Here is a 12775-nt window from a genome sequence, read left to right on the forward strand (position 1 = left end):
ACTGTAGGAGTGATACCGGATTGCAGCAAATCGTCCCGCAAGGAAGCAATGTCGATATGCATTTGCAATAAAAGGAAAGCACCGATAATGAGCCCCATGATTGATATTCCTAATATGCAAGCAAGTCGAATGCTTTTTCGATCCGCATTTCGGAATCGGAGAAATGGAAACTTTGTCGCACGGAAAAGCATCAAAGGAATTGCGAGAAATAGGATGACCTTTGCGACCGTTTTAATTCCATATGTTACGCCGACACTTTGCTCAATCCATAATAATACCAAAATGCTTAAAATAGGAAAGAGTGCTCCGAACCATTTTTGCATACAATCACCCCACGATTTTCTCCGTCAATTTCTATGTAACTTTGACGAAAGAAATAGGGTGATGTTCCCTTGGTAAATTATTTTGAAAAATGAGGTTTACACTTACGTATCTAAGGGTAAAGTTAAAAACCACCTCTCGCCATGCGTGGGATTTCCGTGTTTGATGAGAGGAAAAGGAGGAATCCATATGACGATCGTTGATGGTAAATATCCGAACAAGAAGGACTTGGAACCGAAGATCCTGCATCCCGGAAAAGGGGTGGGACCTACGTATGAACTGCCTTTGGCGGACCCTGCCGACTCGAACTGGACAAATGAATTCCGTAAAAACGCGCAAGACAAAACAGGCATAGATGACCCATCCGCTTATAGTGAAAATAAGCCACTAGTCAATGAATTCCAAGTGGTTGGTAAAGATGTGCCTACCGGGGTGCAAACTAACGAAACCCGTGAATTTAACAGCGAGACCCGTGAGAAATGGAACAATCAAAAAAGGAATGACAAGCCAATAGATGTAACATAAAAGCGGACTTCTTAGTTGATGTCCGCTTTTTCTGTTTCCCCCTTTTCTAGTAAGATTTGCTTTATGGCATGAAGGTGTGCATGTAGGCGTCATCCATGGAATGAATCGTGTGATTGGTGGAGAGTAAATGAAGATGAAAAACGCTTTGTAAGCTTGCATGACAAAGCGTTTTTTGCTTATTTCATTACAAAATGCCCCCGCAATAAATAAGCAGTCCATTTGCAATGAGGATGGTTTTGGATGTTTGCCAATAAACCCTTCACGATTGCCGGATGCAAGGTCGGCTCCGACAGTTCCTGCCTTAATAGGAGTAATGACTCCTTTTCAATCGAATCCTCTATGTCTTCAATATTCTTTTCCACGATTTCAATAATCTTTTCTAAAGAAGGCTCTTCATTCAAAGGCTGATCAATTACCTGTATCAATTCATTGGAAATGAAGGAAATCGTCATGTTTTTTGCAAGCAGATTTGTTTTTTCAACAAGTGATCGGACAAGCGATTCCATGTCGATCGGTAATTTATATATCATAAACAGCTCTGAATAGGTGCTCATAAAGCCTTTAATGCAGAACAGTAAATCATATTTCAGGTCATTGGAGCGTTCTCCATATAATCGTTCTATCATTGATAAAATCACTTTTTCGAGAGATTTATTGTAATGGTGCAGCTTGGAAAACAGCTCTTCATTGAAAGATTGCGTCGGTTCCTTCATGAGGAGTTTAGCGAAATCAGAGTGTTTATTGAATGATTGAAACGTCGTATAATAGAAGTTGTATAATAAATCCTCGTCGCCCTCTTCGCTGACCACTAAGTCAATATCCGTAGTAAATTGTCTCATAAAATGATCAATCAGCGCGACAATCAACTCGTCTTTCGACTTGAACGATAAATAGAAGGCCCCTTTGGAAATACCACAATGGTCAGTTATTTGTTGAACAGATGTTGCTTCAAATCCTTGCTTTGCAAATAGCTCCAAAGCTTTCTCCATAATAAGTTGTTTTTTCGCCATATATCCGAATCGCTCCTAGTATTTCATTTGACAATTGACCGGCTAGTCATTAGTATAAATAATTGAGTCAAAACTGTCAATATAGGGGAAGGTGTAAGGGTGAAAGGGTTAGTCAATTTTGTACTAAAGAATAAATTAGCAGTATGGTTGTTAACCATAATTATTACAGTGTCGGGTGTTTATTCCGCAACACAGATGAAAACAGAGACGTTGCCGGATATATCAATCCCGTACTTAATGGTCATGGGTGTCTATCCTGGTGCGACTCCAGAGCAAGTGATGGAGGAAGTCTCGATACCTATTGAACGGGCAGTAGAAAACTTAGACAATGTGAAATCCGTCTATTCCAATTCAATGTCCAATATGGCCAGTCTTCAAGTGGAATATGAATATGGCGTCGATATGGATGAAGCGAAGCGGGCATTGGCGTCTGCTTTAGACGGAATATCATTGCCGGAAGACGCGCAAGAACCGATAATTACAGCGCTAAGCATGAATATGATGCCTGTCGTTGCATTAAGTGTGAGCAGTACTACAGAGGATATTGTTGAATTAAGTTCCACTGTTGAAGATATATTGCTGCCGAAAATCGATAAACTCGAAGGCGTTGCTTCTGCAACCATTTCTGGTCAGCATATCGAAGAAGTAGAGCTTACGTATGATGAAGAAAAAATGGCTAGTCTTGGTTTAACGGAAGATTCCGTTAAGCAAATGATCCAAGCAGGCAACTTGGCAGTCTCACTTGGCCTTTATGAATTTGAAGAAGGCGAGCAAGCTGTTGCTGTAGACGGAAAGTTCATGACAATTGAAGAGTTGAAAGGCATGCTCATCCCTGTCACGCCTTCGGAAGCTAATCCATCTCCATTCGTGAAACTAGGCGATATTGCGACGGTAGAAAAAGTCGGCAAAGTGCAGTCGGTTTCCCGTACAAATGGTGAAAATGCGATTGCGATCCAAATTGTCAAAGGCCAGCGTGCAAACACGGTCGATGTCGTAAATGAAGTAAAAAAATTAATTAAAGACGAAGAAAAAGCAATTGATGGTTTAGTTGTAGATGTATCGCTTGACCAAGGAGAACCGATTGAAAAGTCAGTTTCTACAATGGTTGAAAAGGCGTTATTCGGTGGTTTGATCGCGGTTTTGATTATCCTGCTGTTTTTACGTGATTTCAAGTCAACAATCATCTCAATCGTTTCAATTCCAGTTTCAGTATTCATGGCGTTATTATTGCTCAATTGGTTGGATATAACGCTTAATATTATGACGCTTGGTGCAATTACAGTGGCAATTGGGCGGGTAATTGATGACTCGATTGTCGTCGTGGAAAATATATACCGGCGACTACATTTGAAAACTGAAAAGCTGTCGGGTCGTGCATTGATTCGCGAAGCTACGATTGAAATGTTCAAACCGATCATGTCGTCAACACTTGTGACAGTTGCGGTATTTGCCCCGCTGATCTTTGTCGGCGGTATGGTAGGAGAGCTATTCTTGCCATTTGCATTGACGATGACATTTGCGCTTGGTGCTTCATTAATCGTCGCGATTACTATCGTACCAGCATTATCACATTTCTTGTTTAGGAAAAAACTGTATGGAGAGAAAACCGAAAGTCGTCATAAAGAAGTAGGTAAGTTGGCGAATTGGTATAAGCGTGTCCTTGGATGGACGTTGAACCATAAAGTCATTACTTCAATCATTTCGATCGTTCTACTCGCTGGCAGTTTAGGTCTAATGCCATTGATCGGCTTTAGCTTCCTCGGCAGTGATGAAGAAAAAGTGATGTATATTACGTATACACCGGAGACGGGCGAGCTTCAGGATGAAACGTTAGCAAACGTTGAAGTCGTCGAAAAGGAAATGTTGAAACGCAAAGATATAGACATTGTTCAATTATCCATCATGGATAGTGCCGATCCGATGGCAGCGATGATGGGAGGCGGATCGAATGGTGCATTAATGTATCTGATTTTCGATCCGGATATGGAAAACTTCCAAGAAGTCCGTAAAGAAATTGAAGACTATGTATTCAATATCGGCCAATCCGGAGAATGGAAGAGCCAGGACTTCAGTTCAATGGGAATGTCTACGAATGAAATAAGCTACACATTTTATAGTGAAGATTTAAGCAGCCTGAAGGAAGCTGTCCAACAGGTTGAAAAAGTAATGGGAGATAACAAAGGTATTGAGGATGTCTCTTCAAGTGCAGAGGATGCATACGTTCAATACACGTTGAAAGCAACACAGGATGAGTTGCTACAGTATGGATTAACGACGGGGCAAATCATCATGATGCTAAGTCCATCAAGGACGCAGCAAGTTGTAACGACGATCGGTAAAGATCGAAACGAGTTGGAAGTTGTCGTGAAGCAGAAGGAATCTGAACAGCCGAAATCGATTGATGAATTAATGGCAACAGAGATTCCAACAGCGTTAGGCACGACGATGAAGCTTTCTGACCTGGTTGAAGTAGAGGAAGGATCGACATTCAATACGCTATCCCGAAGCAAAGGCGAATATTATGCCACTGTTTCCGGTAAGCTCGTTGACGCGGACATTTCGAAAGCGACTTCTGAAGTTGATAAAGCAATCGATAATTTAGATTTGCCGAAAGGCGTTTCAGTCGATACAGCGGGTGTCGCGGCTGACATGGAAGAGGCTTTCATGCAGCTCGGCATAGCGATGATTGCGGCAATCGCGATTGTCTACTTCATCTTAGTCGTGACATTCCGTGAAGGTGTCGCACCGTTTGCGATTCTGTTCTCGTTGCCATTTGCGGTTATCGGCTCGTTTGTCGGCTTGCTCATTGCGGGCGAAACGATTTCCGTTCCGGTTATGATGGGGCTGTTGATGTTGATCGGTATCGTTGTCACGAATGCGATCGTACTCGTGGACCGTATTATCCGGATGGAACGTACCGGACTGAAAATGCGTGAAGCAGTACTCGAAGCGGGCGCTACACGTTTACGTCCGATCCTTATGACAGCGATCGCTACAATCGGAGCCCTTATTCCATTGGCGCTCGGAAATGGAGCAGGCGGCGGATTGATTTCGAAAGGTCTCGGCATCACGGTAATCGGCGGTTTGATCAGTTCCACATTGTTGACGCTGATCGTCGTGCCGATCGTGTACGAAATCCTGTCGAAACTATTCAAGAAAAACCGTTTGGATTTGGAAGAGGATTAATTAGATGCAGAAGAAGAAGGAGCAGAAACTTGTTCCTTCTTCTTTTTTTGTGGAATCGCGTATGGGAATATGCCGCGCGTCCAAAGCGATGGCTCCCGCGTCCAAAGAAGCGTCAGTCGTGACCTCTTCAGTAGATTAATAGGTTTAGTCCTCCCCATTTATAGGAATAGTCTTTAATAGACTACTAACTGAATGGAGGACACGGAATGTTTAGAGATATGTATTTTGCCAATATGCTAAGCTGGCTGCCCGAATTGATTCTCGGGTTGCTCGTCTTGCTCATAGGCTTTTTCATCGCGAAGGCAGTGGAAAACGCGGTGCACAAACGTTTGAAGAAATCCAGAGTCAACGAAAGATTAGACGTTAAAGAAGGAAAATGGAATGTGGAAAAAATCATCAGCAAAGTTTTCTTCTTTGGAATCCTTCTGTTAGCATTCCTTCTCTTCTTTAACATCATGAATGCATCAATGATCGCAACGCCATTTATGACGATGTATTCGGGAATCGGCGGAGCGGTCCTTAGCATCTTGAAAGCCGGACTCATTCTATTATTGGCGTGGGTTCTGGCGTTGATTGTCAAAAAAGTGATTTTAGCAGTCGGCGGCAAGATGAAGCTCAATAAGTATGTGGCGAAAGTAGGGGCTTCTCCTGACGAAATCGATAAGTCGAAATGGGTCGAGACGGCTGCGAATATTGCGTTCTATGTCGTCTTACTCTTATTCGTTCCAGCTATCCTTCACGCGCTCGGCCTCAGCGGAATTAGCGGGCCATTTGAAGGAATGCTTGCAAGCTTCATGCACTTCATTCCGAAGCTAGTGGGGGCGGCGTTGATTTTTGCAGTTGGTTGGGTTGTTGCGAAAATCGTTCGTACGATTGTGACGAAGCTGCTTGAATCGGTTGGCGTCGACCGGTTTGCACATAAGCTGAAATCCTCTTCAGGCTCGAACGGGACAAGCATTTCAGGAATAATCGGTACGATCGTTTTTGTTCTGATCATGCTGCCCGTAACGATTTCCGCATTGGAAGTTTTAGACCTCGAAGGGATTTCACAGCCAGCGATCGCCATGCTGAACGACATTATGACGATGCTGCCGAAGATTGCAGTTGCCGTTGTTCTCGTTCTTGTTGGTATTTACTTGGCGAAATGGGTCAAGGGTGTTGTCGTTTCCTTATTGGATAACTTAGGCATCGACTCACTCTCCGGTAAAATGGGTGTACGTTCTGGAGCGTCAACAACTTCATTCTCCCAAATCATTGGAACGATTGTACAAGTAGTTGTCATCTTGTTGTTCGTCGTTGAAGCGCTTCAATTGCTTCACCTTCGATTTATGGTGACATTGGCGACAGGCATCTTTGCATACTTGCCGATGGTCGTCGCAGCTGTTGTCATTTTGGCAATCGGCTTCTGGCTCGCAAACCTTGCTGAGAAATTCGTCGGCAGCATCATGACGACTCAATCGGGTGCTCCACACGTATTGCGCTACGTCGCAAAATACGCGATTCTGGCGTTTGCGTTCTTCATGGCATTGAGCCAGCTCGGTATCGCCCCAGCAATCATCAATGCAGCATTCATCCTCATCCTTGGAGGTGTCGCATTGGCGTTTGGACTTGCATTCGGTTTAGGTGGACGTGAGCATGCTTCCCGCTACTTGACGAAAATGGAAAGCAGCTTGGAGAATGCGGATGTTTCCAAAGAAAAGTGGGAGCAGGAGAAAAATAAGATGAAGCGAGAGGCGAAGCAATCCGCGAATAAAGCTCAACAGGCTGTGGATCAAACGGCGAAGGAGGATCATATGCCTCCAGTCGGCGATGGCAGCGACTATCCGACTGAGCGGGATTATGAACCGCGAACAGGAAATATTTCATCGGATGAACTGCCACTATCGGATCCTGCCGATTCAAATATGACGGATGCGTTCGACGAAAATGATCCAACAAGACCAAATGCAGCAAATAAAGACGGCTACAATGCGACGGATCCGGGCGAAGACTACCCATTTGATCCGAACCGCGGAAAGTAATAAACGTAAAAACTGCCCCATCCATCGGACTTCCGGTGGCGGGGCAGTTTTTATTGTATGAGGTGAAATTATGACGCGATGTCGTCGGGTTATGAGTGAATTTTGATAATCGACGCAAATTATGTTCAATTCGTTACTTTGTGACTATGACAGTAATTCACCTACATTAGAAGTTCTCATTCCCGGTCAAAGAGTTCTCGTTCTCCGCTGTAAAGTTCTCGTTCATGCACAACAAGTTCTCATTCTTCCAACCGGATAGTTCGCACACAAATAAAAAGCCGCACACCCATTTCCGGGCATGCGCTATCTTTCAATCAACAAGGTCATTTTTAAAAGCATAAATCACTGCTTGCGTCCGGTCCTGCACTTCAAGCTTCGACAACAGATTGCTCACATGCGTTTTCACCGTTTTCAACGCGATGAACAAGTCATCGGCGATCTCCTGGTTCGTTTTCCCTTTTGCCAATAAAAGAAGGATCTCCAATTCTCGCTCCGTCAAGTCATCGTGGAGACGATGCCCGTTTCCGGACCGCATTTTCTGCATCATTTTCGACGTCACTTCCGGCTCCAACACGGTTTGGCCCTTCAGCGTTTCGCGTATGGCTTCCGCGATGCGTTTGGCATTTGATGTCTTCAATATGTAGCTGATCGCACCCGCTTCCAAAGCGGGATATACTTTATCATCATCGAGGAAACTGGTGACGATGACGATCTTCGCTTCCGGCCATTGTCGGATGATCTCGGCAGTCGCCTCCGCACCGTTCATTTCCGGCATGACCATGTCCATTAAAATGATATCAGGCCGTAATACAAGCGCTTTTTCGACAGCTTCCTTCCCGTTGACCGCCTCATCGACGACTTCCATATCGGGCTGCGTCTGCAAGTATGCGGACACGCCGATCCGCACCATTTCGTGATCATCCGCTAATAGAATCCGAATCATCCAGTTCATCCCCCTTTTTCGTCGGCAATTTCACTTCCACAATCGTGCCTTGCGAAGGGACCGACACAATTTTACACGTGCCGCCGATTTCAATCGCCCGTTCCTTCACATTTTGTAATCCGTACGAACCGCCTTTGCCGTCCGACTCCTCAAAACCGACTCCATTATCCTGCACGCGGAAAATCGCAAGGCCGTCCCGTTCGACAAAAAGAACATCTACTTCCGTCGCCTGTGCATGCCGCAACGTGTTCGACAACGTTTCCTGCGCAATCCGGAAGAGATGATCTTCCGCTCCTTTCGATAAGGACACCTCTTCCAAACGATAGCGGATATCGAACGAAACCTTCTCTTTTAATTCGATTAACAGTTCCTCAAGACCCTCCGCAAGGGATTTGTCATTCAATGCGGCTGGCCGCAAATGAAGCAGCAAGGCCCGCATTTCAAGCTGTGCTTGCTGCACCATCTTTTCCACTTGTAAAAGTGGCTTTTGCATCGACTGTTCATGCTCCCGCTCATTGATTGCGGACATGAGCATCGAAGCGGCAAACAGCTGTTGGGAAACGGAATCATGCAGCTCACGTGCAAGTCGTTGTCGTTCCTGTACAATCCGTTCCTGTATTAATTTATCTTGCGCCTCTGCCCGTTCATCTGTGATCCGTTGCAAGCTTTTCCGTTGCGTCTTCAAAATATTGGATACATCTTCAAGCGTTCTATCAATCTTTGGAGAAAACTTTTTATTGATTTTTACGACTTCTTCATTTTGAATCAATCCCGTCAATTGCTGCTCAAACACCTTTTCCTTCGAGCGGCCGATGCTGCCCATCCAGGCGGCAATCCAAGAACCGAGTGCTAGACAAGTGAAAATGATCCACGCACCTAAAGGAACGTTCGCATACTGGATTTCATAAAAGAAAAGCCATATTTCACTTATAGGCACATTGATGATCAAATAGAAGTAAAGGGCTGTAATGCCGGTGAAAATAAACGTTAGAAAGATGCTGCGTCCGAATAGATCCTTCATTTCCGCACCACCTCAATATCACCGATCCATGTGGATAGGGAGATGATCAACTCTGACCTGTCCCCGATGTCAGCGTCGTAGCCTTCCTTATAATGAAGCGTCTCGTTGATCATCCGCTTGGGACTGATATCAAGGATCCGTGCTTCGCCAAACAATGTATTGTAATGGATGCGCACGGGAATTTCGTAAGGCAGGTCAATCTTGATCCGCCCGAACCCTTGTCGGATGGCAATGAAAGACGTCCCTTTTGGAAGAACTGTGTCTGTTACATCCACATGGATATCCCCGAAAAATCCTTGGATCTGTACGTCTTCCCATTCATATGAAGAGAAGGGGGATGCCTGGACAGAAAACCATTTGTTTTTCCAAATGCCGTTCGGCGTCTCCTTTTGAAACTCTTTCAACGGTCGCATAATCTGACCCGCGGGAACACCTTTCCATAAGTGGAATAAAACATAGACGAATCCTGCTAGCAATAGCATGCGCAAGCTCCACAGCGTCACCAACGCCATAATAATGAAGAAAAGTCCCAAAAAAGTCATCCATTTTGAACGTTTTTTAAAGCCGTAATAGACGAGTCCGGCACCAAGAAGAAGGAAGATGATGTTGCCGTTGGATAGGAAGATAGCCTCGACAAAAATCAGCAAAAGAAAGGCGACAATCCAAAAAGTCATCTTATTTGTTTCCATTTGTTTCATTGCAATGCCCCCTTCTTGATGTCAGATTGAAGAGGGAAGGCGGGCACCTTCCCATCTAATTTATTGTTGTCCGGCTCCGGGCGCTAGATGCTCGGGTCATAAGTCAAATCTGCTGTGTGGCAACAACCGCCACTTCGCATCTTCGCCTTATGCCTGTCGCATCTGAGCAAGCGCCCTCCACACTTCTATATTACACAACTTCATTGTTTTTTGCGGCATTTTTTTCAAGCAATTCCAATCTGCGCTCCATCGACGATACTTCATACTCGCGATTGATCTTGCCGCCGAGATTTTCGATATACGCATTCATTTCATCAACGCTCTTAATTTGCTTGTCGCCATTTTCAGGGGAGATGAATTGATCCATGCGGCGATGGGCGCGTGTGACGTTTTCTTTCCCCATCAATTGTAGCTGGCGGACTTTCATATCCTTCACTTTATGTTTCATTTCCTCGAATTTACGTTCCAGCGCAAACAATTCCTGCGACGATTGCGTAATGCTTGCCGCCAACTCGTTTGCGCGTGTTTCGTAAGCATGGATCTCATCTTGAGCGAACGCGACCAAATCCTCTTCGCCAGTCGATTGCGCAAGCTCCAATTGACGGCGGCGTTTTTCGAGCATCGCTTCCGCTTCCGCAAACTCCTTCTCAAGCTCAACTTTCAATTTCCCTTGACGCTCCAACAGCTTGCCTACCGATTCTGTCTGTTTCTCCGCTTCCTTGATGTATTGGTTCAACATCGCAATCGGGTTTTTCGCTTCCTTTTTATCAAGCGCTGAATGCAAGTCTGCTTGCACCGTGTACTTCAATCTGTTCCATAATGTGTTCATCGTAGTTTCCTCCTTATTTTGTAATTTCATCCCATTGACGTTCGAAATTGACGAACGGGTCATCGGAATATTTAGCTTCAATCACATTGTCATTCGTACGGTCATTCCACCTGCGCCATACATAATAGACACCGAGCAATGCGATGATGCCAATGAATGCAGGCACGTTCGAAACGGCTGTCACTAATCCGATGAGCAAAACGCTTCCCCAGAACAGCTTCAAGAATGTCGAATCACTCTTCCTGTAGTAATGGAACCCTGCAAAAGCGATTGCACCGGAAATGGCTAGTGCCAAAATCGACCCTAAGTTTGCGAGAACAACGATTGCTGCCACTATACCGAGTGTCGCTAATCCAAATTTTTTCATATTGTTGTTCCTCCTTTCGTTGTATCTATATCTTACAATGGGCACCGTCTCGTCCAAACGGGCGCAAAGCGGATTTCCATCTACGACTTGAGACCGATTCCGACCTAGGAACACGTAAAAATGCTATGGATATTGGGAGCGCTTTCCTGTAAGCTATAACTATATGAACTATCAATCAATTCAGAGAATGGGGTGTCGATATGAGAGAAGTGGTCATTGTTGAAGGGGTGCGGACAGCTGTCGCGAGGCGGAAAGGCGGTTTTTCGGAATATCGTCCGGACGAGCTAGCGGCTTTGGTCCTTGAAGAACTGGTAACACGAGCGGGAATCGATAAAAGTGATATAGAGGATGTCATTTTAGGCTGCGTCACGCAGTCGGGAGAACAAGGCGGCAATATTGCGCGGACGGCTGCCTTAATTGCAGATTTTCCGGTGCATGTGCCCGGCGTCACAATCGATCGGCAATGCGGATCCAGCCAACAAGCGGTCCATTTCGCCTCCCAAGCGATTGCATCAGGGGACATGGACATCGTCATTGCCGGCGGCGTCGATAGCATGACAAGGGCGCCTATGTTCTCAAACATGGGGGATGCAAAGCCGAGTCCGAAGCTGACGGAGAAGTATGAAATCATAAACCAAGGATTATCGGCAGAGCGCATTGCGAAACAATGGGGACTGACACGTGAAGAGCTCGACCGTTTCGCATATGAAAGTCATCAGAAAGCGATCCAAGCCATTGAAGAAGGCAAATTCGATGACGAAATCGTTCCGGTTGCTGTGAATCGCGTCGATGGTGAACTGGAAACCGTTGCGAGGGATGAAGGCCCGCGTCCAGACTCGACACTTGAAGCATTAGCCGCCCTGAAAACGGTGTTCGATGAAAATGGCGTCATTACCGCAGGGAATGCAAGCCAAATGAGTGACGGTGCGTCCGCTGTCCTGCTCATGTCGAAGGAAAGGGCGGAGGAACTTGGGGTGAAGCCGATTGCGCGGATTGTCGCCCGTACAGCTGTCGGCTCCGATCCGACATTGATGTTGACCGGTCCTATTGAAGCAACTAGGAAGGTTCTATTGAAGTCGGGACTTTCAATTGAAGATATGGACGTCTATGAAGTGAATGAAGCATTTGCTCCGGTACCGCTTGCCTGGCTTAAAGAAACGGGAGCGGATCCTGATAAGTTGAATCCAAATGGAGGGGCGATTGCGCTCGGTCACCCGCTTGGCGCAACAGGAACGAAATTGCTCGTGTCGATGATGAAAGAGCTGCAGCGTACGGGTGGGCGTTACGGACTGCTCGCCATTTGCGAAGGGATGGGAATGGCGAACGCAACGATTATTGAATGTTTGTAAAGGAGGATGAACGAATGGAAATGCATGAAATCATTGCGATTATCACGGGAGGCGCTTCGGGATTGGGAGAGGCCACGACTCGTCGAATCGTTGCGGAAGGTGGCAAAGTTGCCATTTTCGATATGAATGAAGAACGCGGAAAGGAATTGGTCGATGAGCTGGGGGAAGACCATGTTTTATTCCTGAAAACGGATGTGGCAAATGCTGAAAATGTGGAAGCTAATGTTGCGGAAGCCGTATCGGTGTTCGGAAAGGTGAATGCTGTCGTCAACTGTGCAGGGATTGCAACGCCAGGGAAGGTCGTATCGAAAGGGGGCCCGATGATATTAGACCGTTTTGAGCAAGTGATCCGCGTCAATTTGACAGGCACCTTTAATGTAATCCGAGTGGCGGCTGCCGCCATGATGGAAAACGAACCGAACGCGGACGGCGAGCGGGGTGTTATCGTGAATACCGCCTCCGTAGCGGCATTCGAAGGGCAGATCGGGCAGACAGCTTATAGCGC

13 protein-coding genes are annotated in these 12775 nt (G+C 45.8%); 6 read left to right on the forward strand and 7 right to left on the reverse strand.

Translation table 11 applies throughout. From position 1 onward, the window contains the following. Window positions 1-323 (reverse strand): hypothetical protein (locus tag AWV70_RS12350; protein ID WP_153009980.1); only part of this gene is annotated, 323 nt, incomplete at its 3' end. Between the two features lie 187 nt (window positions 324-510). Between AWV70_RS12350 and AWV70_RS12355 the strand changes: the two genes are divergently transcribed. Further along, window positions 511-846, forward strand: a complete 336-nt coding sequence (locus AWV70_RS12355) for a hypothetical protein (RefSeq protein WP_060207492.1) — start codon at window positions 511-513, stop codon at window positions 844-846. 176 nt (window positions 847-1022) lie between these two features. On the opposite strand, the gene AWV70_RS12360 is transcribed toward AWV70_RS12355, so the two are convergent. Further along, window positions 1023-1856 (reverse strand): TetR/AcrR family transcriptional regulator, encoded by an 834-nt coding sequence (locus tag AWV70_RS12360; RefSeq protein ID WP_060207494.1) that lies wholly within the window; start codon window positions 1854-1856, stop codon window positions 1023-1025. A 99-nt stretch (window positions 1857-1955) separates the two neighbouring features. Here AWV70_RS12360 and AWV70_RS12365 point away from each other — a divergent pair, with 99 nt between their 5' ends. The 3 genes from AWV70_RS12365 to AWV70_RS12370 all read left to right on the forward strand — a co-directional run bounded on the left by AWV70_RS12365 (window position 1956) and on the right by AWV70_RS12370 (window position 7063). Next, window positions 1956-5042 carry an efflux RND transporter permease subunit gene (locus tag AWV70_RS12365; protein ID WP_060207495.1) on the forward strand — a complete coding sequence of 1029 codons (3087 nt, stop codon included), beginning with the start codon at window positions 1956-1958 and terminating at the stop codon, window positions 5040-5042. 4 nt (window positions 5043-5046) lie between these two features. Beyond that, window positions 5047-5181 carry a hypothetical protein gene (locus tag AWV70_RS25105; RefSeq protein ID WP_268777814.1) on the forward strand — a complete coding sequence of 45 codons (135 nt, stop codon included), beginning with the start codon at window positions 5047-5049 and terminating at the stop codon, window positions 5179-5181. Window positions 5182-5248: 67 nt separating this feature from the next. Next, entirely contained in the window at window positions 5249-7063 is a 1815-nt protein-coding gene (locus AWV70_RS12370; protein WP_060207497.1) for a mechanosensitive ion channel, read from the forward strand. 310 nt (window positions 7064-7373) lie between these two features. Here the strand turns inward: AWV70_RS12370 and AWV70_RS12375 are convergent, their stop codons facing one another. The 5 genes from AWV70_RS12375 to AWV70_RS12395 form a co-directional block, all read right to left on the reverse strand. Beyond that, entirely contained in the window at window positions 7374-8006 is a 633-nt protein-coding gene (locus tag AWV70_RS12375; protein WP_060207499.1) for a response regulator transcription factor, read from the reverse strand. After that, window positions 7981-9027, reverse strand: a complete 1047-nt coding sequence (locus AWV70_RS12380; protein ID WP_060207502.1) for a sensor histidine kinase — start codon at window positions 9025-9027, stop codon at window positions 7981-7983. The genes AWV70_RS12375 and AWV70_RS12380 overlap by 26 nt, the downstream gene beginning before the upstream one ends. After that, on the reverse strand, window positions 9024-9725 hold the full coding sequence (gene liaF / locus AWV70_RS12385; RefSeq protein WP_060207504.1) for a cell wall-active antibiotics response protein LiaF: 702 nt from the start codon (window positions 9723-9725) through the stop codon (window positions 9024-9026). Before liaF ends, AWV70_RS12380 begins: the two co-directional genes overlap by 4 nt. 190 nt (window positions 9726-9915) lie before the next feature. Continuing rightward, window positions 9916-10554: a PspA/IM30 family protein gene (locus AWV70_RS12390; RefSeq protein ID WP_060207506.1), complete on the reverse strand. Its 639-nt coding sequence runs from the start codon at window positions 10552-10554 to the stop codon at window positions 9916-9918. Window positions 10555-10567: 13 nt separating this feature from the next. Further along, window positions 10568-10921, reverse strand: a complete 354-nt coding sequence (locus AWV70_RS12395; protein ID WP_060207509.1) for a hypothetical protein — start codon at window positions 10919-10921, stop codon at window positions 10568-10570. A gap of 200 nt (window positions 10922-11121) precedes the next feature. Here AWV70_RS12395 and AWV70_RS12400 point away from each other — a divergent pair, with 200 nt between their 5' ends. Together AWV70_RS12400 and AWV70_RS24565 are read left to right on the forward strand one after the other, a co-directional pair. Further along, window positions 11122-12270 (forward strand): thiolase family protein, encoded by a 1149-nt coding sequence (locus AWV70_RS12400; protein WP_060207511.1) that lies wholly within the window; start codon window positions 11122-11124, stop codon window positions 12268-12270. Between the two features lie 14 nt (window positions 12271-12284). Beyond that, window positions 12285-12775: SDR family NAD(P)-dependent oxidoreductase (locus AWV70_RS24565; RefSeq protein WP_235588645.1), on the forward strand; the 491-nt coding region annotated here is incomplete at its 3' end.

The organism is Sporosarcina koreensis (genome assembly GCF_001531445.1).
Lineage (GTDB): Bacteria > Bacillota > Bacilli > Bacillales_A > Planococcaceae > Sporosarcina > Sporosarcina koreensis_C.

What these genes read in the sequence shown, in the direction of transcription:
- AWV70_RS12400 (WP_060207511.1), top strand. Translation starts at nt 11,122, where the DNA reads ATGAGAGAAGTGGTCATTGTTGAAGGGGTGCGGACAGCTGTCGCGAGG.
- AWV70_RS12390 (WP_060207506.1), bottom strand. Translation starts at nt 10,554, where the DNA reads ATGAACACATTATGGAACAGATTGAAGTACACGGTGCAAGCAGACTTG.
- AWV70_RS12360 (WP_060207494.1), bottom strand. Translation starts at nt 1,856, where the DNA reads ATGGCGAAAAAACAACTTATTATGGAGAAAGCTTTGGAGCTATTTGCA.
- AWV70_RS12370 (WP_060207497.1), top strand. Translation starts at nt 5,249, where the DNA reads ATGTTTAGAGATATGTATTTTGCCAATATGCTAAGCTGGCTGCCCGAA.
- AWV70_RS12375 (WP_060207499.1), bottom strand. Translation starts at nt 8,006, where the DNA reads ATGATTCGGATTCTATTAGCGGATGATCACGAAATGGTGCGGATCGGC.
- AWV70_RS12380 (WP_060207502.1), bottom strand. Translation starts at nt 9,027, where the DNA reads ATGAAGGATCTATTCGGACGCAGCATCTTTCTAACGTTTATTTTCACC.
- AWV70_RS12395 (WP_060207509.1), bottom strand. Translation starts at nt 10,921, where the DNA reads ATGAAAAAATTTGGATTAGCGACACTCGGTATAGTGGCAGCAATCGTT.
- AWV70_RS12355 (WP_060207492.1), top strand. Translation starts at nt 511, where the DNA reads ATGACGATCGTTGATGGTAAATATCCGAACAAGAAGGACTTGGAACCG.
- AWV70_RS25105 (WP_268777814.1), top strand. Translation starts at nt 5,047, where the DNA reads ATGCAGAAGAAGAAGGAGCAGAAACTTGTTCCTTCTTCTTTTTTTGTG.
- liaF (WP_060207504.1), bottom strand. Translation starts at nt 9,725, where the DNA reads ATGAAACAAATGGAAACAAATAAGATGACTTTTTGGATTGTCGCCTTT.